Origin of the sequence: Flavobacterium sp., from assembly GCF_027531705.1 — a bacterium.
GTDB lineage: Bacteria > Bacteroidota > Bacteroidia > Flavobacteriales > Flavobacteriaceae > Flavobacterium.
On record NZ_JAPZSP010000027.1, the window covers coordinates 1 to 25,124 of the forward strand.

The window sequence follows — 25,124 nt, forward strand, 5'->3', positions numbered from 1 at the left end:
TGTCGGAACAGCGCATGTTGGTTGAGTTGTACTTGCTACTGTCGGCGCTGTTGGCGCTGTTGGTACAGCGTTGATAGTTACTGTCGATGCTGCTGGTGTTGAACAAGTAGTATCTGTAGTGCTTCTTACTCTTAATGTATAGGTTCCTGGTGCTAGTCCTGCAAAAGTTGCACTAGCTTGGTAGGTTGTTCCGTTATTGATACTGTAAGTAACTCCTGCTTGAGTAGTAAATACTATAGTTCCTGTCGGTACAGCGCATGTTGGTTGAGTTGTACTTGCTACTGTCGGCGCTGTTGGTGCTGTTGGTACAGCGTTAATAGTTACTGTCGATGCTGCTGGTGTTGAACAAGTGTTATTGGCTATACTTCTTACCCTCAAAGTGTAAGTCCCTGGTGCTAGTCCTGCAAAGGTGGCTCCTGCTTGGTAAGTCGTTCCATTATTGATACTGTACTCTACGCCTGCTTGTGCGGTAAAGACTATTGTTCCTGTTGGTACTGCGCATGTTGGTTGTGTGGTACTGGCTACTGTAGGTGCTGTTGGACTAATACAAGTAGGTGATATTGAAGATGTATTATTTGCTAAATTGGGGTCAGGGTCAAAAGCTGAAATTGTGGCTGTATTAGTATTTGCCCCTGTTGCATTAACCGTCGCCGTAATTTGCAAAGTTGGAGTATCTCCTATATTTAGACTGCCAATATTCCACACTCCAGTAGTATTATTATAAGTCCCAACTGAAGGATTGGCACTTACAAAAGTATAACCAGAAGGCAAAATATCATTAACAATAGCATTAACTGTATTGTCAGGCCCTGCATTAGCTGCAGTTACTGTAAACACTACATTACTTCCAATAACTGGAGTAGGATTACTTATCGTTTTAGTAACAGAAACATCTGCTGCATTAACACCAAATAATTGCGTTATGAAAACTCCAGAATCATAAGAAGCATCTCCACCCGCGTCAGCAATAGCTATTTTAAAAGTATATGTTCCTCCGGGAGTTAAACCAGTTAAATTTCTATTAATAACTGTTGTTATTCCATTAAATTCTACAAAAACTGGAAATGGTCCAGGTTGTGTAGCAGGGTTTTGGACATAACGCCCATTTGCGGCAATTGTAGTTGTATGTCCATTATTTATATAAAAAGCTGATTGGGTTAAGTCTAAAGCAGCATTATTAGTCCCTGAAAAACCCTGAACACCAGCATTTACTTTATTAATTGAAGTAACATTATTATTTGGTAGCCTTGCCATGTTAACCGTTCCTGCAATACCAGGTCCCGTAACAAAAAAACCAAAATTATCATCAAATGCAGAACCTACATAATCTGGATATTCTTCTGAACCAAATTGATAAGAAAGTCTTATAGAGGTAGTAGAAGGACCTAATGTAACTGTAAAACTATAAACTACATTATCTCTTATTGCAGTTGGATCAATCGCTGATAAATTTACATCCGAATAAGTAGTTCCTCCCATGGGATTATCACTCCTATTTCTTACTGAATTTCTGTTGGATAAATTTTGTGTTACATTACCTGTAGAAAAGAATACTCCATTATCAATACCCAATGACGCACCTGGCATACCATTTGCAAAAGTAGCAATTTGATTAGGCCTACTTCCATTGACTAGATTACCGCCAGAAATTGTCAAACCAGTACCATTTAAAGCCGTATTTATTTGGGCATCAGTAGGATTTGCGGTAAATGTAGCTTGAGAAAAAACTAATTGGCAAGCTAATACTAGAGTAAATACAAAAATTACTTTAATTTTTCTAGTGATTAATCTATATATCATGGTAATGTTTTTTTAATTTTATAGAAAAAAAATTATTAATAACTACTAAAAATAGTATCACTCATTTTTTTATTCTCATTCAATAGCTGAATTTGTCTAGCTGTTAAACAATTTTCAAATTCTCGTTTATAAGCCAAAAGCACAATTTCCTTTCTTGCATCAGACAATTCGGTATCAGCAAAAAACTCTATTTTGTTTTGAAAATGTTTTTTTAGAATAGTGTACTGTTCTTTAGATAAAGAAACAAGTTTGTCAATTTTAGTTATTAGCTCTTCAGATTTAGACTCTGATTGATTTTTGCCTGTTTTATTTTCTTGAGCAACCAGATTAGTTGTAAAAAATAAATTTAAAAACATCATTAAAACTATTCTTTTCATAATATAACTTTTAAATTTTCGAAACATCTTATTGTTTTCAACACTTCACCTAAAATAGAACATATTTTTACCAGCTAAATTAAGTAATCATTTCCTTTGCAAATTTTATTAAAATTTATTTTGTTAACAAAATTGTTAACAAGATTGCTTAAAATGTTAATAATTAAAAATTGTTTTTATTTAAACGAAAATCAATGTTTTGCTTAAATTTTAAATCGCTGTAAATCAACATTATAAATAAATTTTAATGTGTTAAATTCCTAAATACAGACAACTTTACTAAGTCAGTAATTTACAATTAGTTAGTGTTCATTGCTAGCAACATTGCTAATTTGCAGCAAATTTAATTAAAAAAAAATAAAATTATTGAACTATATAAATACTATACGATATATTTGTACTTAAAGTTTTTGATTACAATGAATAACTCCATTTCAGGATTCTCTAAATTATCCAAAGAAGACAAAATAAATTGGATTGCCAATCAATATTTCGCAAATCCAAATGAAGCTGTTGAAACCATAAAACAATATTGGAATAGTAATACAAATCTTCAACAACTTCACGATGAGTTTATAGAAAACACCATAACCAATTTCTATTTACCAATGGGAATTGCTCCCAACTTTCTTATCAACGATAACTATTATTCAGTCCCAATGGTAATCGAAGAAAGTTCGGTTGTAGCCGCGGCCGCAAAATCTGCAAAATACTGGTCAACTCGAGGTGGCTTCAAAGCAAAAGTTATCAATTCTGAAAAAATAGGACAAGTTCACTTTATATATAAAGGTGATGTTGCCAAACTTGAAAACTTTTTTAACAAAACCAAAGCAACTTTTTTCTCTGCTACCGAAAGCATTACTAAAAATATGCAAAAACGTGGTGGTGGAATTCTAAATATCGAATTAAGAAACAAAACCAACGAACTAGAAAATTATTTTCAACTTCACGCAACTTTTGAAACCAAGGATTCAATGGGCGCCAATTTCATCAATTCGTGTTTAGAACAATTTGCCAAAACCTTAAAAGAAGAAGCCCAAAATTATCCTGATTTTTCCGATGACGAAAAAAACATTCAGGTTGTCATGAGCATTCTATCTAATTATGTTCCAAACTGCATTGTTCGCGCAGAAGTTTCATGCAAAATTGAAGAACTTGCCGAAAAGAAAATCGAAAACCCTCAAGAATTTGCCGAAAAATTTGTTCAAGCTGTTAATATTGCCGAAATCGAACCTTTCAGAGCTGTTACACATAATAAAGGCATCATGAATGGTGTTGACTCAGTTGTTCTTGCCACCGGAAACGACTTTCGCGCTGTTGAAGCTGGCGTTCACGCTTATGCCTCACGAAATGGAAAATATTCAAGTTTATCGCATGCCAAAATAGAAAACGGCATATTTACTTTTTGGATGGAAATTCCATTAGCATTAGGAACCGTTGGCGGCTTAACGTCATTGCATCCATTGGTGAAAATGGCATTGCAAATTCTAAAAAAACCATCTTCTCATGAATTAATGCAAATTGTGGCGGTTACTGGTTTAGCCCAAAACTTTGCCGCTTTACGTTCGCTTACAACTACAGGAATTCAGGAAGGCCACATGAAAATGCACCTTAATAATATACTAAACCAATTTCAAGCCACCAAAGACGAGCGAGTAGCAATCGCCAAACATTTTGAAAACAATACGGTTTCGCACGCTTCGGTAGTTGAGTTGATTGAAAATTTAAGGAAATAAAAGTTGAAGCGAAAGGTTCGGGTATTTCGATAATCCCTATTCCCGCTTTCCGTTCCAATCTTTTCTTTTTTATCCAAAAAAAGAAAAGGATTTCCACTGCAATCGGGGCTATTGAGTCAACCATAGCACAAAATCAAGTTTATGAAGAAAGAATTTTATAGCAACGGAAAATTATTAATAACAGGAGAATATGTAGTTCTTGACGGTGCAAAAGCATTAGCCTTGCCAACCAAGTTCGGACAAAGTCTAATCATTGAACCGTCAGACAATAACGAAATTTATTGGAAAAGCCACGATCAAGATAAAAGCATCTGGTTTGAAGACACTATTCCGTTTTCAGCTATTATTCAAAAGAAAAACTACAACGAAGAACATTCTATAAAAAATACTTTGATAGAGATTTTACATGAAGCTTATCAACTAAATTCCGATTTTATTTCTCAATCAAAAGGTTACAAAATCACAACCGAATTGACATTTCCAAAATTTTGGGGATTAGGCACTTCTTCTACTCTAATCAATAATATTGCACAATGGTTAGAAATTGACGCCTACGAATTATTGAAAAAAAGTTTTGGTGGCAGCGGTTACGACTTGGCTTGTGCACAAAACGACTCTGCTATTCTTTACCAATTACAAAACGAAAAACCAGTTGTAGAAAAAATCAGTTTCGAACCAAGTTTTTCTGATAAGATTTATTTTGTTTATCTAAACAAAAAACAAAGTAGCAAATCCGCAATCGCTTCTTATCTTGACAAGCAAGGCAATATTAGCAAAACCGTAAAAAAAATCGATTCTATAACGAACAAAGTTCTGCAAGCAACCGAACCAAAAGAATTTGCACTAGCATTACAACAACACGAAATAGAAATGAGCAATATTTTAGAATTACAAACTGTTCAAGAAGCGTTGTTTGATGATTTTCGTGGCGTAATTAAAAGTCTTGGTGCTTGGGGCGGCGATTTTGTTTTAGCCATTTCCAAAGAAAACCCAACTAATTATTTCAAAGAAAAAGGATATAAAGTGGTCATTCCATATCAAGAAATGATTTTATAAAACAAAAAAAAATCCCTACCATTTCTGCTAGGGATATTTTACATTCTATTTAACTTCTTAGTAATTAAAGTCAGCTCTATTATCTTCAATTTCAGCATCCGATTTAAGCGCTTGAATAACTCTTCCAGCGTTTCCAGCAGCTTGTTGTGCTACTTTCTTAGTATAATCAGCGTAAGATTTTAAAACTGGTGCTTTAGTAACCACTTTTGTTTGGATTACATAAACTCCTGTATTTCCTTCAATTGGTGCAGAAACTTTGTTAGCCGCAGTTCCAAAAGCAGTACCAACCACTTTAGGCTCATAACCAGCATTAGGAATTGATGGATTTTGCAAAACTAAATCAACTGCATTTTGAACCGTTACAGCATTTTTAGAAGCGATAGTCGCTAAAGAAGTTCCAGCCATTTTAGCTTTTATTTTTTCAGCTTTCTTTTTGTTTTTAATGATAGTTTCTACCATTGGTCTTGCATCTTCAGCCGACATTAATCCTTCTTCTGAAGCTTTCTTAACTTTAGCAATTACATTACCAACGTTAGCAATTTCGAATCTTTTTACATCACCAATTTTAGTTTCTTTGTCAAATGCCCAACGAACAATTTGTCTTTGGTTTTGCATTGGTCCAAAGTTTTCGTCCATTGTTTTAACTTTTACAGATGGATTGATTGTCAATTTTTCAGCTTTAGCAACAGCAGCAAAATCTTTTTCGTTAGCATCCATTTCAAACTTAACAGCTTGTGTGTAAATTTTATCAGCAGTAGCTTCAGATGGTTCAATTTTTTGAGAAATTGTTGCCAAACGAACACCGTCTTGTTTATCGGTAACATTAATAATGTGGAAACCAAAATCTGTTTCAACCAAACCAATTTTTCCAACAGAATTATTAAAAACGAAATCGTTGAATGGTTTTACCATTTGTCCTGGAGAAAAATAACCTAAATCACCACCTTGTTGAGCAGATGAATCATCAGAATTAGTCAAAGCCAACATTAAGAAACTTGAAGGATTAGCTTGAACTTGTGCTAACAAACTTTCAGCTTTAGCTTTAGCTTGTTCTTTAGTTCTTTTTTCTTTTTTGTTTGGTACTTGCGTTCCTTCATAGCTAATTAAGATATGACTAGCTTTAGCAGAAGTACCCGATTTTCTTCCCATTGCTTTAGTGATGCAATAATCTTTACCATTCATGTAAGGTCCGAAAACTTGTCCAGCAGGAAGATTATATAATTGTTCAGCATATTGAGCTGGTAAATCTTTTTTAGCTATATAAGTAGAATCATAAGGCTTTTCAGAATTAGCATTTACAAATTCAACTGTGTTAGCTGCTTGTGCAAAACCAACAATTGTATCGTTTGCTCCAGTTTCTTTATTATAAACAACTCCACCAACAAGTAATTTATTGATTTCGTTTTTAACTTCAGCTTCATCTTCTGGAGATGCTTTGTCTTCTATAAGAACATAATCTAATTCGCGACCAGCTTCACCTTTATATTTTTTCTCATTCTTTTTAATGAATTCTACAATTTCTGCATCAGTAACTTTTACTGTTTCATCTTTGATAGAAGTATATGGAACGGCAACATAATCAAAAGTCACTTTGTCAGATTCCATTTTGTATCTCAATTTACCTTCAGCTTCTGTTGTAAACATACCCGCTTTTAGTAAAGTGTTATAGATTTGGTATTTTGCATTAAGTGTTGCAGATTTTTCTTGATCTTTCAACATAGCGGCTTGCTCAGGATTTGATTTGAAAAATTCTTTGAATTTAGCAATATCAAATTTTCCATCTTTACCTTGAAAAGTTGGGTTTCCACCAATATTTTGATCGTTTTTGAAAACTTCCATGATGTGTTTTTCACCAACTCTCAAACCTAATTTTTCAAATTCTTCAGAAAGTAATGCGACAGAAACTTCTTGTTCCCAAACTCTATTTGCAGCTTGAGTTGAAGTCATTCCTTGACCACTTTTTTCAAGATTACTAACTTTTACACGAAAATCTTCGAAAGTAATATCTTTTCCATTTACGCTTCCAACATCATTTGAACTTGAAGAAAAACTATTATTTTGAACGATGTCACCAATGATAAATGCTAATAAACTCAAACCAATAACTACTATTAGTAAAAGTGAGCGTTGTCTAATTTTTTGTAAAACTGCCATTGTATTATTGTTAATTTTTTATTTCAGTTTGCGAAAATACAATTATCTATTTAATAATTATAGTACTAAAGCTGAAATTTATATGAAAAATATTTTTTTATTGATTTTTGTTACGATCTTCAAATTTTTTTGCAAATTTTCTTCTGAAGAAAAACATGAAAATAGCCAATCCAGCTATTACAAAACTTAAGATTGCATTTTCACCAGAAGTATATTTCATTATTCCATCATAAATGAAATAAATTCCAAAAAGTAAGTAAGCGTATTGAGTATATTTTAAGTAATTCATTGTGTATTATTTATCTTCCGTTTGTATTTCTCCTTTTATTCGTTGTGAGTTTACAATTTTAAAATCTTTACTAAAATCGATTCCTTCTCCAAAAGAATTTCCATTTGGAGCTGATAATTTATAAACTCTTTGTGTATGAAACCATTCGTTTTTTTGGTCAAAATACAATTGCTCTGTTTCTAGCATTTGACCTGTTTCGTTATAAATTTTTACCTTTCCTTGCAAGTCAATAACATCTGTTCCTTTGAATGAAATTGCATATTTTGCTTTTACAAAAGTCTTCTTTCCTTTTTCATCATACATTGTTACATCAATGCCTTTTGGAAATTCGATAAACGGAAATTCAACACTCCCATAATCTAACATTTTGGGACTTATCAAGATTGATTTTATTCGCCCAGAATCTGTATATTTTAAATTAAAATCGTCGGCTTCACCGGTTGGATGAAACTCAGAAAGGTTAATTTTTTGAACATCTTTAATACTGTTTCCTTCACAGGAAATTAACAACATTAAAAGTATTGCAGTTGAAAAAAATATTTTGAAATTATTTTTCATTAACCAAGATTAATCATACTTTCTTTTCACAAACCAAAGATCGTTTAATGACAAACTTATCATTACGTTTAAGAAGTTTTCCTGAACAAGATTTGCTTTTCTAGTTCCACGTTTCCCATATTCAACACCAATATTTAGGTTTGAAAATGTTCCGCCAAGAGGAAATCCGAATCCTAATGAAGCAGCCTGCTCTTTGATTGATTCATTAAAAATAACTAAACCAGTATTTTCAAATCTAAGTCCTGCACGATAAGTTACTTTTTTATAATAATCTGTAAAAGAGCTATAGTTTGGTAAATAATATCCGCCAAAGCTATATTTGGTTACATCCTCATAAGTTCCTTTAGTATAATCGCTAAATCTATTAGTAAAATCACTTGATTGTTGTGATGTTATTTCGGCACCAAACATCCATTTTCTTGCTTGTCCAACTCCTACTCCAAAAGACACTTTAGTTGGCATTTTGATAGTTGTTTCTGTTTCAATTACATCATTAGCTTGATAAGTAGACCCAGAGGCTGATAAGGCTGAAAGTAGTAAAGAATTAGTTGTCTTTAAATTTGCACTTGGAGAAAAAACAAAACTTGAATAGGCTTCTAGTTTTGGAGAAATTTTAGTTTGATACATTGCACCTAAATTAAAATTCACACCCGACATTTCAGAGTTTCTAGCTTCTGACGTAATAAGTTCAACATTCTTTTTACTTGTATAGCTTTGTGCTTCAATTGTACCAAAATTATAATTCAAATCAGCTCCAACACTAAAATTCTTATTGACTTTATATGCTAATGCAACATATACTTTATTAAGTCCTCCTGAGCCATTATAGCTGCTTTCTTGAGAAATGTTATCTACAATTTTTGAACTTTTTATTTTATATCCAACAGAAGAATATGGTATAAGACCAAAACTTGCTCCGAATTTTTTCCCAATTGGAACACCAACTGCTAAATAATCCAAAGTGGTTCTTTGTGCCTTATCATCAACAGTAGCAGTTCTTAGCTTTGAAGCATTAAAACTTCCTGCAACACTAAAAGTAGTTAGTTTTAAATCTGAATAAGAGGCTGGATTTTGAATATTTAGGTGGATACTATCCGGCAATATAGATAAGCCACCCATGAATCTATTTTCTATTGTTCCTTTAAATCTTACTTCACCGATTCCGTAAAAAGAATAAGGTGAAGCAGTACCTTCTTGTGCCAACGAAGCTAAAGAAAAGAGTAAACTAATACTCAGTATGAATTTTTTAATCATTTTTGATTTTGTATTGATAAATTGTATTCAAACTTTCGAGTAAAAAGTTTGCGTTGGCAAATATGGTATTTTTTAATCGTTTAGCCAAAAAATCTGTGTCTCCACCCGTTAAAATTATTATAAAGTTTGTAAATTGATTAGAATATTGGTCGACAAAGCCATTTATTTCATTTGTCAATCCTTCTACAACGCCTGAATGAATGGATTCAGAAGTAGAATTTCCGATGAATGATTCTGGCTCTTTTTTGGTCAATAAAGGCAATTTTGCAGTATAATTATGTAAAGCCTCGTATCTTAAACGTATTCCTGGAGAAATTGCTCCTCCTAAATAATTGTTATTAGAATCAACAAAATCATAGGTTACACATGTTCCTGCATCAATAATAAGTCTGTTTTGGTTAGGATAAAGAATTGTTGCACCCGAAGCAAGAACTATTCTATCTATCCCTAAAGTATTGGGTGTTTCATATAAATTGACAAATGGAAACTTATCTTTGTGAGTAATAAAATGAAGCTTCAATCTGTTTTCAAATTCTAAAAAAGCTTCTTTTTCTATATTTCCGACTGATGCAACTATCAAATTGGAAACTTTTTTATATTTATTTAAAATTTTTTCAATTTCTTTTTTAAAGTCTTCTTTTAGAAAAAAATGATTATCAATAATTGTATTGTTCTCAAATACAGCATATTTAATTCTAGTATTTCCGATATCGATAGCTAACAACATTCAAGATGATTTGATTTTGCAAAGTTAGTGATAGATTTTTTTAATAATTGTTTTGTTTAAATAAAAAATGATTCTATATTTGCACCCGCATTAGCAAGGTACCTTAGCTCAGATGGTAGAGCAATGGACTGAAAATCCATGTGTCCCTGGTTCGATCCCTGGAGGTACCACAAAAACAATCCGTAATACACTTGTAAAACAAGGAATTACGGATTTTTTGTTGTTTTTTTTGAACTCCAACTGTACGATAAACGATTATATATAAAAAAAGATAAACAATAATTTAAAAATAAAAAGCATAAAAAAACCTTTCAAATCAATGAAAGGTTTTTTGTTTTCAAGTAATATAACGTATTATTGTTTGACTAATTTAACCGTATTTTCACGATTATTTGAATCAACAACTTTGACAAAATATACACCTTTATTTAAATCGCTAATATTGAATTGATAAGTACTTGCTTGTTTATCAAAACTTTTCACTAGTTGCCCTGTTATAGAATAAACATAAACTTTATTAGTATCACTATTAATTGTAAACTCATCATTTGCTGGATTTGGATACAAGCTTATAATTTTACTGTTAAAAGCATTAGTTGCTAATGTAGATGGTTTATTTCCATATATTTTAAATTGTCCTGCATCAATTGTTATAGGAGTTGCTGTGTCTGTAACATTCAATGTCGAATCATCCATAAGATCATACCAAATTCCAGTGTATGGAAAGTTAGGAGTTATATTTTGACTTGTAACATTGAAATTAGATAACACAACTACATTTTTCAATTGTGTTGAAGGAATAGCTTCATCGTAGATATATAATTTTGGCGTTAAAGTTGTTCCAGAATTTATCGCATAATTACCACTAAAAACTGGTTCAGATTTTTTTAAATTTATCATTTTAGACCAGTCATTGTAAATTTTTGATCTATTTACATCTGCAAGCCAATTGTTTGCCCATTGTGGTTGCGGTTTATTGTCTAATTTACAATCTCCAGGTGTTGCATCAGATTGGCTATTTACTGTGCCATTACTGCATGTAAAAATTGATAAATCCCATCCTAATGCTCCAAAATGCCAAATCATTTTTGGGCCTGGAACTAATAAAGAAACTGCACCAATTGCAGACATTCTTGATAAGGCTGTATTTAAGTTTCTTACATTATGTGAAGCATTTGTATTATTTCCAAATTGAAGATTTTTGTACATTAATCTTTCTTCATCATGGCTTTCTGGATAACCAATAACTCTTTTTGCAGAAAATCCTCTAGCGACATTCCCCATTCTTGTTATATCGTTATTTGAATTGAAACCCATTGATAATTGGTTATATTGAGAAGTCATAATTCCCCACATCATTACACCCTTACTTGGAGTTTCGTTTATTCTATGATTTGCCCATTGTTGCTCTTCTGCATCTGTTCCTAAATGTTCAAAAATTACATAATGCGTTGGGTCAAGACTCCAAGAATAATCAGCATATTCTTTTAAAACATCCACTCTATCTTGTTGATAAGCGTTAGTACATGCATCACCACTTTGACAATTTTGTGTAAATCCTTTTGTTAAATCCCATCTGAAACCATCAATTTTATATTCTTCAATCCAATGTTTAACCGTTCTTTTAACGTAGTTTTTTGTCCTTTGTTGTTGGTGGTTAAAATCACTTCCAACACTATAACTATGTGTTGCAATCATATTGAAATATGGACTATCTGAAGAAGGTCCGCCCCAACCATCACCATCTGCATCACTCATCCACATTCTATTCATTGGATTTCTACCGAATGCGTGATTTAATGCAACATCAAGTATTACTGCTATACCATTTTGGTGGCATAAATCTATAAACTCTTTTAACTTTTCTGCTGGACCATAAGCCTTGTCATTTGCTAAATGAAATGCGGTGTTGTAACCCCAACTTTCATTTCCTTCAAACTCCATTACCGGCATTAATTGAATTGCGTTTATTTTCAAGTTTTTGAAATAGTCAATTTTATTTATTAAATCTTGATAGCTTCTATTCGAATCAAAATCTCTTACTAGAACTTCATATACAACTAATTTGTCTTTATCTGGTTTAACAAAATTTGTAGTTGCTGTACTCCATGCATAAGGAGTTTGTCCTGTTTTCAAAACGGTAACTTCTCTTTCTTGGCCGGATGCAGTTGGAAATGCTGGTAAATTTGGATATACCAAAGAATTAATCCAAGGATCATCATAAGAAGACAAAACCAACGTTGAATATGGATCGGCCGTTTTTACCAATACTGGAGAATTTGCCACAGGCGTATTGTCTACAACCCAATATTGATAAGTGTAATCAACTCCTGGCGTTAAACCTGTAAGTTCAAGCCAAAATTTTGATGATGAAACATCTTTTCGCATTGCATATGAATTGTCAGGTTGCCAATTATTGAAACTTCCTGCAACATAAATAAAGTCTTTTCCTGGGGCATCTAATACTAAAACGGCTTTTGTTGGATCATTTGGATCATAATTAATTCCATCAATTTTCCCCGAAGGAATTGATTGCGAAACTGTTGGGGGCGTTACTATTACCGAAAATTTCTTAGTCTGTGTTATTGCTCCTTGTGTAATATCTAATTCATAATTTTGATTAGATGTAAGATCGGTATGTGTGTAAGAATAGCTTGTAACATTAGAAGCAGTATTAATACTTACGCCATTAGCTTTTAAATTGTAATTTGCATTACCGTTAGTATTAGATGCGGCAACTGTTCTACTACCGCCAGATGCAATTATTGTGGTGCTATTAAGAGCAGGTGTTGTTAGTGTAGATTGAAAAAAACCAACTTCTGCTAAAATATCTTGCGATTTTTTATCGCCAGTACCGTTTTTTGCTTTTACTAAAAAGCCTATTCGACCAATGTTTGTTCTGTTATAAAATGTTGTTGGTGTGATAGTCTTTGTATAAGTATCGGTTCCTGCATCATATGTAAACTTGTTAGCTTCATTGGAGACTGTCCAAGTTCCGTTAGTTGGGCAGTCTATGATGTTGACATCATTTATATCAAATGACCATGCCCACATATAAAGGGCATTTCCAATAACACCCCAAGTAGTTTCATTTACACTACTTCCATTTATAGTTATAGTGATTGGTGTTGTTTCTTCAAATGTATTTGGAGAAATAGAATAGGTTATAGATTGCTGTTGTGCCCAAGTACTCATTGTGAACAATGCAAATAAAAAGTAACAAATTATTTTTTTCATATTGGTTAAGTTAAGATAAAAAAGGGCTGCAATATACAGCCCTTAATTTATTGGTTGTTATAAAACTTATTGAGTAACTAATGTGTATTTGTAGTCTCTTGAGTTTCTTACATCAATTGTTATAATACAAGTAACTTTTGTGCCATCGTCTGTTCCAGGAACAGTTATCAAACCATCTGTAACATTCAAGTCAGGATCTACACTAACTAATTGTCCAGATGTAGAGGATTTTCCTAGTGCAGAAATAATTGGTGCTGTGCTTGGTATATAAGGAGGAGTTCCTGTTAATAGTGCTGTCCAATAATTAGATTTTAGTTTGAATTTTCTCCCTTTGTATAAGTCTACAGTTATAGTCCAAATATTATCATGATCATCGTCAACAAAAGGCAATGCTCTATCTGAAAAAAGTGTGCTTTTTGCTTTCCCATAAATACCAAAATAATTGTACTGCGATACTGAGTAGGTATTAGCAACAATATTTGCTTTAACTAAATAATATCCCGCAGTAGCTATCGTTATACTTGGCGCAGCAGAATCAGTATCTAAAGTTCCTGCTGTTCCACCGATTGCAGTAGCTGAAGCGAAATCGCCGCAAGCACTTGGTTGGTAGAATTTATAACTTCCTGACTGAAGATAAAAGTATCCTTCAAACTCAGAATTTAAAATTCCTTTTGAAACCATTTTAGAAGAAGCTGCAATTTCTGAAGTACTAGTTACAAAAGCAAGTTCAGGTGTTTCAGTAGAATAAGGAGTTACATTAATCGTTATTACATTGGAATATTGAATAAATGGATTACCTACTCTATTTCCAAGAACAGATTTAATTCTAACATCAACTGGAGTACTAACACCACATTGAAAACCAGCTGTTGCTAATAGTGAATTTAATTCAGCAACTTTTAAAACATAAGCTCTATCAGTTAAAATAAATTCATCATCATTTGCAACAAGTGATTCAGAAAAATTAGTTCCTGACTTGGCGACTTCTAATAAATAATTTGAATCTTGTGTTGCCACACCATTATTAACTTTATCCCATTCAAAAGTTAAAACTGTATTTTCATTATCTTGTGGCAACAATACAAACGAACTAACTGACTCTAATGTTCTCAATTGAAAACTATTAGCTGAAACTATTGGTTCTTTATCATTTTCGCATGAACTTATAGTAATAATAAGAAATGCAAAAAACATTGTTTTAATTATATTTTTCATTTAAAATTAATTTAATCTGTTAATTATAACCTATATTTTGAGTTAAATTTGGATTAGCTTGAATAGCTTTAAGTGGAATTGGAAATAAATTATAATGTACAGGAATTGCAGTTCCATCTTTTACATTTCCTTTCCAAGGCCATAAATAGGTTCCACCAGTAAATTTTCCAAAACGAATTAAGTCAGATCTTCTGTGCCCTTCGAAATTTAATTCTCTAGCTCTTTCATCTAAAATAAAATCAAGAGTTAGCTGACTTGCATTAATTGTAGTTGCATTTGATCTATTTCTAACATCATTAACATACTGCAATGCTTGAGATATACTGCCGCCGCCACCTCTTACCACACATTCTGCATACATTAAGTATACATCAGCCAACCTAAAAAGAGGGAAATCAGTTCCAGAGAAACTTGTAGCTACAGTTGAACTTGAGAAATTTGAATTTCTAAACTTTACACTAGGAAAACCATCTGTCCACTCTTTATAATCTTCCATTTCAAAGTTATGACGTTTTAATGGATCAGTGTCTAAATGATTTGACCAAAATAAATGAGCTCTATCATCATCAGAATCATCTAAATCTTGAGCACTATTACCAAACAATCCATACCAAGCTTTAGTTGCTCTATGTCCACCCCAGCCTTCAGTTGCGCCATAATCTCCTAATTGCATGTTACTGCCATTTAAACTTCCGTTAACCAAATAAGTAGTGTTTCCATAACTTTGACTAGTTAAAGGATCTGCAATTAAAGCATAAATAATTTCATTTTTAGCACTAGTTAAGTTATTATCTCCAGAAAACAAACTGACAAAATTAGGAGTTAATGAATATCCTCCTTCATCTATTATTTTTTTAGAATAGATTAAAGCATCCGCATATCTTGGAGATCCGGTATATACTTCTGCGTTCAAATAAAGTTTTGCCAATAACATTCTAGCAACAGATTTATTTGCTCTTCCATATCCAATGTAAGCTGGTAACTTTTCTTCAATATCTTTTAATTCAGACTCTATAAAACTAAATAACTGCTGTCTTGTTGATTCAGGTTTCGACACATTTGGCAAGTCATTTTCAGTCAAAATTGGTCCTTTTCCAAAGCAATCAATCAAATAATAATATGAAAGGGCACGCAAAAAACGCATCTCGCTAATAACTTGATCTTTTGTAGCAAAATCTAATACACTAACTTGTTTAATGACATTATTAGCTTGAGGTACAGTATAATAAATTCTATTATACATATATCTGAAAAATTTATTGTTCTCATCCCAATCAGAAGTCGTTGTCAATTGATCTAAACCATTGTCTCCCCAACGATTTTTCATATCATCCGCAGTGAAATCTTGAAGATTGATAATCCCTCTTAAGAAAGGAGATTCTCCTGCATCATCACCAGGTGTATCTGTACTACCCGGACCGCTAGGTCCAGACAAAGCAAAAGATCCATACACTTTTGAAACTAAACCTCCTAATGTAGATTGTTCCTCTAACAATTGGTCAATAGTTTTGGTAACATCTTTTGGTTCTGTTTCTAAGTCATCAATGCAACTTGTGAATATAGAAATAGATAAAAGAAATAAACTAATAATTTTATATTTTTTCATTTTCATTTTTTTTACTATTAAAAATCTAATGTTAGTCCTAAAGTGAGTATTCTTGGTCTTGGATAAAAGGTTCTATCAATCCCGTTAAAATTTTCAGGATCTTGCCCTGAATATTTCGACAATACAAACACATTGTTTACTGAGGTGTTTACTTTTAAAGTAGAATTTTTCACAAATTTACTAAATTTATAACCTAAAGTTACATTGTCAAGTCTTAAAAATGTTGCATCTTCGAGTAAATAATCAGAGAATTGAGCGTTCCCATTGTAATTTATAAACGAAGGATTTGCTGCTCCAGTATTGAAGTTTAAAACATTGTAAATTGAATTACCATCTGTAGCAGAACCACTTTGAATAGAACCATTACTGTCTTTTTTCAGATTATAAATTTGACCACCTACTTGACCTCTAAAATTGGCGGCTAAATCCCATTTCCCATAATTAACCGTTGTGTTAAAACCATATGTCCAATTTGGACGCAATGCTTTATAATATCTATCGTCATTTGTTATTTCCCCGTCTCCATTTAGATCCTTATAAGCCCCAACGATTGGTTGTCCATTTGAATCATAAATTTGTTCGAAAACAAAGGCTGAATATGGTTGTTCACCTACTTTATTATAGGCTAAAACTACTCCAGTACCTCTAATCCCACTTCCTTTATCAGGCGTTACATCTCTTCCTTCTAATTCAATAATTGTATTATAATTATAAGATATATTTCCGCCAAAATTCAATGATAAATTATCAGTGTCAATTATTTTTGTATTGAGATTCAATTCAAAACCATTACTATCTAAAGAACCAATATTTTTAGCAAACTCAGTTGCAACAGTACCTCCTGCTTCAAAGGGAACTACTGAAATTAGATCCGTAGTTTTTCTACTATAGACATCAACGCTTCCACTAAGTAAACTGTTTTTAAAAATTTCAAAATCAAGTCCAGCATTGATTGTTGTTGTTTTTTCCCAACTTAAATCAGCATTATAATCTTTTGCAGTATATGTGTTTTCACCTGGCAAATATTGACTGTTTTGATTCCCTGGTTGGAATAATAACCTAGAAGGAAAATAACCTGCCGCACCAGTTATATTAGATTGCCCCGTTTTACCCCATCCTAAACGAAGTTTTAAATCTTGAATAAAATCAGTATTCTTTAGAAATTTTTCTTCTTTAATTTTCCAAGCCGCCCCGATTGCTGGAAAATAAGCCCACTTATTTTCATCAACATATAAAGAAGTTGCATCGGCTCTTAGAGTTGCAGTAAATAAATACTTTCCTAAAAGGTCTATATTAGTTCTTCCAAAAAATGCTTGAAGGTTTAAAGGCAGATAATATCTTCTTGTCGGGTCATTCTCGTCAATATTTGGTATTCTGATACCATCTGGAGTATCTGTTCTAGTTTCTTGTTTGTTTCCATCAGTAACGAAATCTTGATATGAATAACCTGCTTGAGCATCAAATTTTGTAACAAAACCTGTTAATGATTTTGAATAAACTAAATAAGCATCCATAGTTTTATTATTACTAGTTTGGTTTTCAAGAAATGCTAATCCTGGATTAAATAAATAATTTGTAGTAGGATCAGTCCCTTGATTAAATGTATATGTGTTTAAAGAATTTTCAGAATAATACTCTGACATTCTTGATTGAGAAGCATCTAATCCAAAATTTGCAACAGCTCTTAAATCTTTGATGAAAGGCAACTTATAATCAAATTCTATATTTCCTAAAAAACGTGTAGCTCTTTCGGGTCTTGTTCTTTGTTCTAAAACAGCTAATGGGTTTGTAGAACCTAATTTTCCATCTCTGTTACTGTTAATAAAAGTTTCTTGATAATAACCAACAAACTTATTGTTAAATGATGACCCATATACTGGTTTTGTTGGATCCATGCTTATAGCTCCTCCAATGGCACCACCTTCATCAATTGCGTTTTTATCAGAATATGTTCCTTTAGCATTAATATCAACTTTTAAATTGTCATTTAGGAATTTAGGGGTCATTTTGAAAGAATAGCTAAAACGTTCATAATCACTTGTTTTTACAATTCCTTGGGTTTTATTATACCCCACTGAGGCTCTAAATGGAATTTTTTTGTAAAGATTTGCTCTAGCACTAAAATTATAATCAGAAGAAATAGAGGTTCTTGTTATCACATCTTGCCAATCGGTATCACTTAATATCCTACCTTCAATTTCTGGAGTTAAGAGATTGTCCTGATCTGTTGTGCTTGGATCGTCAATTCCAAGAAAATTTGTTTTGCTAGGATGATATTGTTGAATAAATCTGGTAAACTCTTCACCATTCATAACATCAACTTTTTTTGCCATTTTTCCAATAGATAATGAAGACGAGAAAGTAAATTGTGGCGCTCCCACTGTCCCTTTTTTTGTTGTAATTAATATTACACCATTAGAAGCTCTAATACCATAAATTGCAGTTGCCGATGCATCCTTTAAAATTGAAAAACTTTCAATGTCATTTGGATTTATTAATGTAAATGGATTACTTACACCCGCTGGATTCAAATCTCCAATCGGCACTCCGTCAATAATTATTAAAGGAGAGTTTGAAGCGTTTAATGAAGCCCCACCTCTTATACGAATATTTGGATTTGAATCTGGTTGACCTCCATCATTTGTAATTCTTACACCAGCAGCTTTCCCAGCTAATAATTGGTCTGTTGATAAAATTGCTCCTCTATTAAAATCCTTAGCAGTAATCAAAGCAACCGATCCAGTAGCATCTTTTTTCTTAACACTACCATAACCCACTTGAACTACAACTTCTTGTAATTGATTTGACTCTTCTTCAAGAGCAATTGAAACTTCTTTTTGAGAATTGTAGACGATAACTTCATTTTTGTATCCTATGTATGATACTAAAACTTTATCACCTACATTTAATTTTGGTAATTGAAATTTACCGTCAAAATCCGTTTGGGTTCCTATACTTGAACCCTGAATTACTACATTAACACCAGGCAATGGTTGTTTGGTAGTTTTATCGGTCACAATTCCACTTAAGCCACTCTGAGCCAAAACACTAAAGGGAAGAATTACCAACAATAGCAACAACTTTTTATAAATTGTTTTCATACTAAATTGAATTTGATTTTTGTACTAAAATATCTTAAAAAGCCTTTTTCAAAATTGATTTTTCAAGATATTCCTCATACATTTTGTTTAAGTTTTTAATTTGTTTTTATTAGCGTATACTTTACTTCGAATGTTAAAATTATGTAAAAAACTGGTATAAAAAAATGACATTTAGATAATGTGTCACCGAAAACGTTTTCGTGTTGAAAAGTTTCTCAAATTCTTACTATTTTTGTGGTATAATTGCCATACCAAAAAATTAAATCTATCTTTATTCAAAATTCACAATTTATCCTTTTTCAAATGAGAAGAAAAGTTACTTTAAAACAAATCGCAAGAGAACTTGATGTTTCTATTTCAACTGTTTCAAAATCACTGAGAAATAGTTTAGAAATTAGCGAAGATACGCGTCAAAAAGTGCAAGCGTTTGCTAAATTATACAACTACAAACCAAATAATATTGCGTTAAGTTTAAAGAATAGAAAATCTAAAACAATTTGCATCATTATTCCAGAAATTATACATCACTTTTTCGCAACCGTTATTAGCGGAATTGAACATGTAGCAAATGAAAACGGATACAATGTAATTGTTTGTTTGTCAGACGAATCATTTGATAAAGAAGTAATTAACATGGAAATGTTGGCTAATGGAAGTATCGACGGTTTTATCATGTCTTTGTCTAAAGAAACGCAACAGAAGAAAGATTTTCATCATATTTCGGAAGTAATAAATCAAGGAATGCCTGTTGTAATGTTTGATCGAATTACTAACGATATTTTGTGCGATAAAGTTATTATTGATGACAGTTTAGCAGCTTACAATGCTACTCAATTTTTAATTGATAAAGGATTTAAAAAAATAGGTCTTATTTCAACTGTTGATTATGTTAGCGTTGGAAAACTTAGAACGGAAGGCTATTTAAAAGCTTTAAAATCAAACGATTTAAAAGTTGATGAAAATTTAATTCTTAAAATTGAAGACACCGATAACTTTGAATCTAGCGTTGAAAGTCTTATCCAAAACAATGATTTAGATGCCATTTTTGCAGTAAATGAAATTTTTGCAGTAACTGCCATTAAAGTTGCAGCAAGACTTGGCAAAAATGTTCCAAATGACATATCGGTTATAGGTTTTACTGACGGAATTATTTCTAAATATTCATCTCCATCTATCACAACTGTTAGCCAAAACGGTGTGAAAATGGGAGAGAAAGCAGCCAAAATGCTAATTGAACGTCTCGATATCGAAGAGGAAGAATATGAAGAACAGTATAAAACTGAAGTTATCGAAACTGAATTAGTAGAAAGAGAATCAACTATATAAAAAATGTTTTTTATCAACAAGAAAACGTTTTCGTAACACATTTTTTCAAGATTCTGAATTCTGAATTCTGAATTCTGAATTATTTTTCTATATTTACACCAATTATCAAGCTTATATTTTACTTCGAAAACAAAAATAAGTTTTGATAAGCATCGCGCTTATCGTTTTATTAATCAATAAATTACGATAATGGAAAAGCGTAAGTTAAGTTTCTGGCAAATTTGGAACATGAGTTTCGGATTTCTAGGAATACAAATGGGTTTTGCCCTACAAAATGCTAATGCTAGCAGAATTCTTCAAATTTTTGGTGCAGATGTTCATGAGTTATCATGGTTTTGGATAATTGCTCCCTTGATGGGATTAATTGTTCAGCCAATAATTGGTCATTATAGTGACAATACTTGGGGAAGATTTGGAAGAAGAAAACCCTATTTTCTAGCAGGAGCTTTACTTGCTTCAATCGGATTAATCTTAATGCCACAAGCTGAAATATTCATTGCCTTCATGCCTGCTCTTTGGGTTGGTGCCGGAATGTTAATGATTATGGATGCATCTTTTAATGTTGCCATGGAACCTTTCAGAGCTTTAGTTGGTGACAATCTTAGAGCTGATCAACATACATTAGGTTTTAGTGTACAAACAGCATTAATTGGTATTGGTGCCGTAATTGGATCTTGGTTGCCATATGTATTAAACAATTGGTTTGGAGTTAGTAATTTAGCAACAGAAACTTCTGCAATTCCACAAAATCTAATTTATTCTTTTATTATTGGTGCGCTAATTCTTGTTGGTTCAATTCTAATTACAATTTTTACAACTAAAGAGTATTCTCCAGAAGAATTAACTCAATTTAGCGATGAAAAATCGCATCAGGCTTCAATGAAAGAGTCTGAAAAAGAATCTAAATTAAGTGATATTTTCACGGATTTTGCCAAAATGCCAGAAACAATGCGTCAATTAAGTTGGGTGCAATTTTTCTCATGGTTTGGATTATTTGGAATGTGGGTTTTTACAACGCCTGCAATTGCACAACATATTTATGGATTAGGTATTGATGATACAAAAAGTGCTGAATTTCAATCGGCTGGGGATTGGGTTGGAATCATATTTGGTGTTTACAATTTAGTTTCTGCTCTTGTAGCTTTTGCATTGCCATATATTGCAAAACAAATTGGAAGAAGAAAAACGCATGCTTTATCACTAATTTTAGGAGGAATCGGATTAATTTCAATGTATTTCATGCCAAACAAGGAAGCGTTAATCTTCTCAATGATTCTTGTGGGATTTGCATGGGCAAGTATTTTAGCTATGCCATATGCAATTTTAGCAGGTTCTATCCAACCAAAAAAAATGGGAGTTTACATGGGAATTTTCAATTTTTTCATTGTAATCCCTCAAATTGTAAATGCCTTAATTGGCGGGCCACTTGTAAAATATGTTTACGGTGATCATGCAATTTATGCAATAGTAATGAGCGGAATCAGTTTCATCATCGCAGCAATTTTAGTAATTAAAGTTAAAGATAACGTAGACACAAAATAAATGTCAAAAAAAGCATTCATATTCGACCTTGACGGAGTAATAGTTGACACGGCAAAATATCATTTTTTGGCGTGGCAAAAATTAGCTCAAGAACTCGGAATCGAATTTACACCCGAACACAACGAAGAATTAAAAGGAGTTAGCCGCGTTCGTTCTCTTGATATTATTTTAGAGCTTGGAGGAATTCAAGCTTCTCAAGAAGATAAAAACAAATGGCTTATTCAAAAAAACGAAGATTATCTATCTTATTTGGTAGATATTGATGAAAGTGAAATTTTACCTGGTGTACTTCCTGTTTTACACTATTTAAAAGACAACAATCAATTAATTGCATTAGGTTCTGCAAGTAAAAATGCTAGACCTATTTTAGAAAAAACAGGAATTCTAAATTTATTTGATGCCATAGTTGACGGAAATGATGTTTCCAATGCAAAACCTGATCCTGAAGTATTTCTTCAAGCAGCAAAAAAATTAGGAGCAACTAACGAAAATTCAATTGTTTTTGAAGATTCAGTTGCAGGAGTTCAAGCAGCTAATATTGCAAATATGACCAGCATTGGAATTGGAGAAGCAACAACATTACACGAAGCAAAATATATATTTAAAGATTTTACATTTATTGATGTTTCTTTTATTGAATCGTTAATAAATTAGAGAATAGAAAATAGAATAAAGAAAAAAGAGAATAGATATTTTGAAAGTTTAAGATTCAACTTTTAAACTTCTAAACTCCTAAACTTTTAAACTTAAAATAAAATGAACCAAGATTATATCAAACCAAACAATTGGTCCATCATAGAAGAAGGATTTGATGCCGAAATGGTAAAATCGTCTGAAAGTTTATTCAGTATCGGAAATGGTGCTATGGGACAACGAGCCAATTTTGAAGAACACTATTCGGGTGAAACATTTCAAGGAAGCTATATCGCAGGAATTTATTATCCTGATAAAACCAAAGTGGGTTGGTGGAAAAATGGCTATCCAGAATATTTCGCAAAAGTATTAAACGCTCCAAATTGGATTGGAATAGACATCGAAATCAATGGCGAAAACCTTGATTTGGCCAAATGTCAATCGGTTGCTAATTTCAAGCGTGAATTGAATATGAAAGAAGGTATTTACTATCGTTCTTTTCAAGCTATTATGCAAAATGGTTTGAATATAGCGGTAAAAATTACTCGTTTTCTTTCATTAGATTTAGACGAATTAGGTGTTATCAATTACGAAATAACGCCATTAAATGGTGATGCTAAAGTTGTTTTCAAACCATATATTGACGCTGGAGTTCATAACGAAGATGCTAACTGGGAAGAAAAATTCTGGGAACCATTAAACGTTCAACATTCAAATAATGAAGCATTTGTTACTGCTAGAACTTTCAAAACGCATTTTACAGCAACCACGTTTATGCAAAATGCTATTTTGATAAATGGAGAAAACGTAAATGCTTCTCCAATAAATATTGAAAAAAATAGCGAAAAAGTTCAATTTTCATTTGAAGTTGATGTAAAAAAAGAACAGGTTGCTACTATTCAAAAATTAGGTGGTTACACGGTTTCATTAAATCATGAAAACACTCAAGTTGCTGCTCAAAATGTAATTGCTGAAGGTTTGAAAATTGGTTATTCAAATTTAGTTGAAGGTCAAAAACAAGCTTGGGCTAAAATTTGGGAAATGAGCGACATTACTATTGATGGTGATGTAAAAGCGCAACAAGGAATTCGTTTCAATATTTTCCAATTAAATCAAACCTATTTAGGAAAAGATTCTCGTTTAAATATTGGCCCAAAAGGATTTACTGGAGAAAAATATGGTGGTTCAACTTATTGGGATACCGAAGCTTATTGCATTCCTTTTTATATGGCTACCAAAGACCAACAAGTAGCAAGAAATTTATTAACTTACAGATACAATCAATTAGATAAAGCGATTGAAAATGCTGGAAAATTAGGTTTCAAAAATGGAGCTGCATTGTATCCAATGGTTACCATGAATGGTGAAGAATGTCATAACGAATGGGAAATCACATTTGAAGAAATTCACAGAAACGGTGCGATTGCTTTTGCTATTTTCAATTATTACAGATTTACAGGAGATTACTCTTATATTCCTGAAAAAGGATTAGAAGTTCTTATCGGAATTGCTCGTTTTTGGCATCAAAGAGCCACCTACTCTACTTACAGAAATCAATATGTGATTTTAGGAGTGACTGGTCCAAATGAATACGAAAACAACGTAAATAATAACTTCTACACTAATTATTTGGCTAAATGGTGTATAGATTATGCCATTGAACAAATTAATAAAGTAGAAAAAGAATATACTTCAGATTATTCTCGAATAATGAGTAAAGTAAATCTTGATTCTGCTGAAATCTCACATTGGAAAGCCGTTGCAGACAATATGTATTTCCCTTATTCTGAACTTCACGATGTTTATTTACAACAAGATGGTTTCCTAGATAAAGAACTAGTAAAAGTGCATGATTTAGACAAAAGTCAACGCCCAATCAACCAAAAATGGTCTTGGGATAGAATTTTGCGTTCGCCATATATAAAACAAGCGGATACATTACAAGGTTTCTATTTCTTTGAAGATCATTTTACCAAAGACCAATTAGAAAAACATTTCGATTTTTACGAACCATTTACCGTTCATGAAAGTTCACTTTCTCCATGCGTTCACTCAATTCAAGCGGCAACTCTTGGTAGAATGGAACAAGCTTATACTTTTTACCTAAGAACCTCTCGTTTAGACTTAGATGATTATAACAAAGAAGTAGAAGAAGGCTGTCACATCACATCAATGGCTGGAACATGGATGAGTATCGTAGAAGGTTTTGGCGGAATGAGAGTTAAAAACGACACCTTACACTTCGAACCAAGAATTCCAAAAGAATGGGCTGGTTATTCATTCAAAATCAATTTCAGAAACCAGATTTTGAAAATTTCTGTTAATCAAAACGATACCACATTCTCACTTGAAGGCACAAAAGAAATTTTAGTTTTCGTAAATGGAAAAGAAGTTTTAGTTGAGCCGAATAGTTTGGTAACGGTATAAAAAAACATAAAAATCAACCAAATAAGGCATATAAGAACATATAAGAAAAACTTAAATGAACTTATATGCCTTAAATGGTTAAACTA

The 25,124-nt window shown here is 32.3% G+C and carries 17 protein-coding genes and 1 tRNA gene; 7 read left to right on the top strand and 11 right to left on the bottom strand.

Annotated features, from left to right (window positions below):
• A partial coding sequence (locus O9267_RS10940) for a choice-of-anchor L domain-containing protein (protein ID WP_298179317.1) occupies positions 1-1,800 on the bottom strand: 1,800 nt, incomplete at its 3' end.
• A gap of 35 nt (positions 1,801-1,835) precedes the next feature.
• Positions 1,836-2,177 carry a hypothetical protein gene (locus tag O9267_RS10945; RefSeq protein ID WP_298179320.1) on the bottom strand — a complete coding sequence of 114 codons (342 nt, stop codon included), beginning with the start codon at positions 2,175-2,177 and terminating at the stop codon, positions 1,836-1,838.
• Positions 2,178-2,596: 419 nt separating this feature from the next.
• On the opposite strand from O9267_RS10945, the gene O9267_RS10950 reads away from it, so the two are divergent.
• Both O9267_RS10950 and O9267_RS10955 read left to right on the top strand, forming a co-directional pair.
• Positions 2,597-3,913 carry a hydroxymethylglutaryl-CoA reductase, degradative gene (locus O9267_RS10950; protein ID WP_298179323.1) on the top strand — a complete coding sequence of 439 codons (1,317 nt, stop codon included), beginning with the start codon at positions 2,597-2,599 and terminating at the stop codon, positions 3,911-3,913.
• Between the two features lie 141 nt (positions 3,914-4,054).
• Positions 4,055-4,969, top strand: a complete 915-nt coding sequence (locus tag O9267_RS10955) for a GYDIA family GHMP kinase (RefSeq protein WP_298179326.1) — start codon at positions 4,055-4,057, stop codon at positions 4,967-4,969.
• Between the two features lie 57 nt (positions 4,970-5,026).
• Here the strand turns inward: O9267_RS10955 and O9267_RS10960 are convergent, their stop codons facing one another.
• From O9267_RS10960 to O9267_RS10980, 5 genes are all read right to left on the bottom strand, one after another.
• Positions 5,027-7,123 (bottom strand): peptidylprolyl isomerase, encoded by a 2,097-nt coding sequence (locus O9267_RS10960; RefSeq protein ID WP_298179329.1) that lies wholly within the window; start codon positions 7,121-7,123, stop codon positions 5,027-5,029.
• A 97-nt stretch (positions 7,124-7,220) separates the two neighbouring features.
• Positions 7,221-7,412 (bottom strand): hypothetical protein, encoded by a 192-nt coding sequence (locus O9267_RS10965; protein WP_298179331.1) that lies wholly within the window; start codon positions 7,410-7,412, stop codon positions 7,221-7,223.
• Positions 7,413-7,418: 6 nt separating this feature from the next.
• Entirely contained in the window at positions 7,419-7,970 is a 552-nt protein-coding gene (gene lptC / locus O9267_RS10970) for an LPS export ABC transporter periplasmic protein LptC (protein ID WP_298179334.1), read from the bottom strand.
• Positions 7,971-7,979: 9 nt separating this feature from the next.
• Entirely contained in the window at positions 7,980-9,224 is a 1,245-nt protein-coding gene (locus tag O9267_RS10975) for a hypothetical protein (protein ID WP_298179337.1), read from the bottom strand.
• Positions 9,217-9,951, bottom strand: a complete 735-nt coding sequence (locus tag O9267_RS10980) for a type III pantothenate kinase (RefSeq protein ID WP_298179338.1) — start codon at positions 9,949-9,951, stop codon at positions 9,217-9,219. The genes O9267_RS10975 and O9267_RS10980 overlap by 8 nt, the downstream gene beginning before the upstream one ends.
• Before the next feature lie 97 nt (positions 9,952-10,048).
• Between O9267_RS10980 and O9267_RS10985 the strand changes: the two genes are divergently transcribed.
• A tRNA-Phe gene (locus O9267_RS10985) sits at positions 10,049-10,121 on the top strand.
• 184 nt (positions 10,122-10,305) lie between these two features.
• On the opposite strand, the gene O9267_RS10990 is transcribed toward O9267_RS10985, so the two are convergent.
• The 4 genes from O9267_RS10990 to O9267_RS11005 form a co-directional block, all read right to left on the bottom strand.
• Positions 10,306-13,188 carry an alpha-amylase family glycosyl hydrolase gene (locus O9267_RS10990; protein WP_298179341.1) on the bottom strand — a complete coding sequence of 961 codons (2,883 nt, stop codon included), beginning with the start codon at positions 13,186-13,188 and terminating at the stop codon, positions 10,306-10,308.
• A gap of 66 nt (positions 13,189-13,254) precedes the next feature.
• On the bottom strand, positions 13,255-14,403 hold the full coding sequence (locus O9267_RS10995) for a SusE domain-containing protein (RefSeq protein ID WP_298179344.1): 1,149 nt from the start codon (positions 14,401-14,403) through the stop codon (positions 13,255-13,257).
• Positions 14,404-14,422: 19 nt separating this feature from the next.
• Positions 14,423-16,009 carry a RagB/SusD family nutrient uptake outer membrane protein gene (locus O9267_RS11000; RefSeq protein ID WP_298179347.1) on the bottom strand — a complete coding sequence of 529 codons (1,587 nt, stop codon included), beginning with the start codon at positions 16,007-16,009 and terminating at the stop codon, positions 14,423-14,425.
• Positions 16,010-16,026: 17 nt separating this feature from the next.
• On the bottom strand, positions 16,027-19,110 hold the full coding sequence (locus O9267_RS11005; protein WP_298179350.1) for a SusC/RagA family TonB-linked outer membrane protein: 3,084 nt from the start codon (positions 19,108-19,110) through the stop codon (positions 16,027-16,029).
• Positions 19,111-19,413: 303 nt separating this feature from the next.
• Here O9267_RS11005 and O9267_RS11010 point away from each other — a divergent pair, with 303 nt between their 5' ends.
• The 4 genes from O9267_RS11010 to O9267_RS11025 all read left to right on the top strand — a co-directional run bounded on the left by O9267_RS11010 (position 19,414) and on the right by O9267_RS11025 (position 25,038).
• Positions 19,414-20,436, top strand: a complete 1,023-nt coding sequence (locus tag O9267_RS11010; protein ID WP_298179353.1) for a LacI family DNA-binding transcriptional regulator — start codon at positions 19,414-19,416, stop codon at positions 20,434-20,436.
• Positions 20,437-20,625: 189 nt separating this feature from the next.
• Entirely contained in the window at positions 20,626-21,978 is a 1,353-nt protein-coding gene (locus tag O9267_RS11015) for an MFS transporter (protein ID WP_298179355.1), read from the top strand.
• Entirely contained in the window at positions 21,979-22,632 is a 654-nt protein-coding gene (gene pgmB, locus O9267_RS11020; protein ID WP_298179358.1) for a beta-phosphoglucomutase, read from the top strand.
• A 102-nt stretch (positions 22,633-22,734) separates the two neighbouring features.
• Complete coding sequence (locus O9267_RS11025; RefSeq protein WP_298179361.1) at positions 22,735-25,038, top strand: glycoside hydrolase family 65 protein; 2,304 nt, start codon at positions 22,735-22,737, stop codon at positions 25,036-25,038.
• Positions 25,039-25,124 lie beyond the last annotated feature (86 nt).

What these genes read in the sequence shown, in the direction of transcription:
- O9267_RS10945 (WP_298179320.1), bottom strand. Translation starts at nt 2,177, where the DNA reads ATGAAAAGAATAGTTTTAATGATGTTTTTAAATTTATTTTTTACAACT.
- O9267_RS10950 (WP_298179323.1), top strand. Translation starts at nt 2,597, where the DNA reads ATGAATAACTCCATTTCAGGATTCTCTAAATTATCCAAAGAAGACAAA.
- O9267_RS10955 (WP_298179326.1), top strand. Translation starts at nt 4,055, where the DNA reads ATGAAGAAAGAATTTTATAGCAACGGAAAATTATTAATAACAGGAGAA.
- O9267_RS10960 (WP_298179329.1), bottom strand. Translation starts at nt 7,123, where the DNA reads ATGGCAGTTTTACAAAAAATTAGACAACGCTCACTTTTACTAATAGTA.
- O9267_RS10965 (WP_298179331.1), bottom strand. Translation starts at nt 7,412, where the DNA reads ATGAATTACTTAAAATATACTCAATACGCTTACTTACTTTTTGGAATT.
- lptC (WP_298179334.1), bottom strand. Translation starts at nt 7,970, where the DNA reads ATGAAAAATAATTTCAAAATATTTTTTTCAACTGCAATACTTTTAATG.
- O9267_RS10975 (WP_298179337.1), bottom strand. Translation starts at nt 9,224, where the DNA reads ATGATTAAAAAATTCATACTGAGTATTAGTTTACTCTTTTCTTTAGCT.
- O9267_RS10980 (WP_298179338.1), bottom strand. Translation starts at nt 9,951, where the DNA reads ATGTTGTTAGCTATCGATATCGGAAATACTAGAATTAAATATGCTGTA.
- O9267_RS10990 (WP_298179341.1), bottom strand. Translation starts at nt 13,188, where the DNA reads ATGAAAAAAATAATTTGTTACTTTTTATTTGCATTGTTCACAATGAGT.
- O9267_RS10995 (WP_298179344.1), bottom strand. Translation starts at nt 14,403, where the DNA reads ATGAAAAATATAATTAAAACAATGTTTTTTGCATTTCTTATTATTACT.
- O9267_RS11000 (WP_298179347.1), bottom strand. Translation starts at nt 16,009, where the DNA reads ATGAAAAAATATAAAATTATTAGTTTATTTCTTTTATCTATTTCTATA.
- O9267_RS11005 (WP_298179350.1), bottom strand. Translation starts at nt 19,110, where the DNA reads ATGAAAACAATTTATAAAAAGTTGTTGCTATTGTTGGTAATTCTTCCC.
- O9267_RS11010 (WP_298179353.1), top strand. Translation starts at nt 19,414, where the DNA reads ATGAGAAGAAAAGTTACTTTAAAACAAATCGCAAGAGAACTTGATGTT.
- O9267_RS11015 (WP_298179355.1), top strand. Translation starts at nt 20,626, where the DNA reads ATGGAAAAGCGTAAGTTAAGTTTCTGGCAAATTTGGAACATGAGTTTC.
- pgmB (WP_298179358.1), top strand. Translation starts at nt 21,979, where the DNA reads ATGTCAAAAAAAGCATTCATATTCGACCTTGACGGAGTAATAGTTGAC.
- O9267_RS11025 (WP_298179361.1), top strand. Translation starts at nt 22,735, where the DNA reads ATGAACCAAGATTATATCAAACCAAACAATTGGTCCATCATAGAAGAA.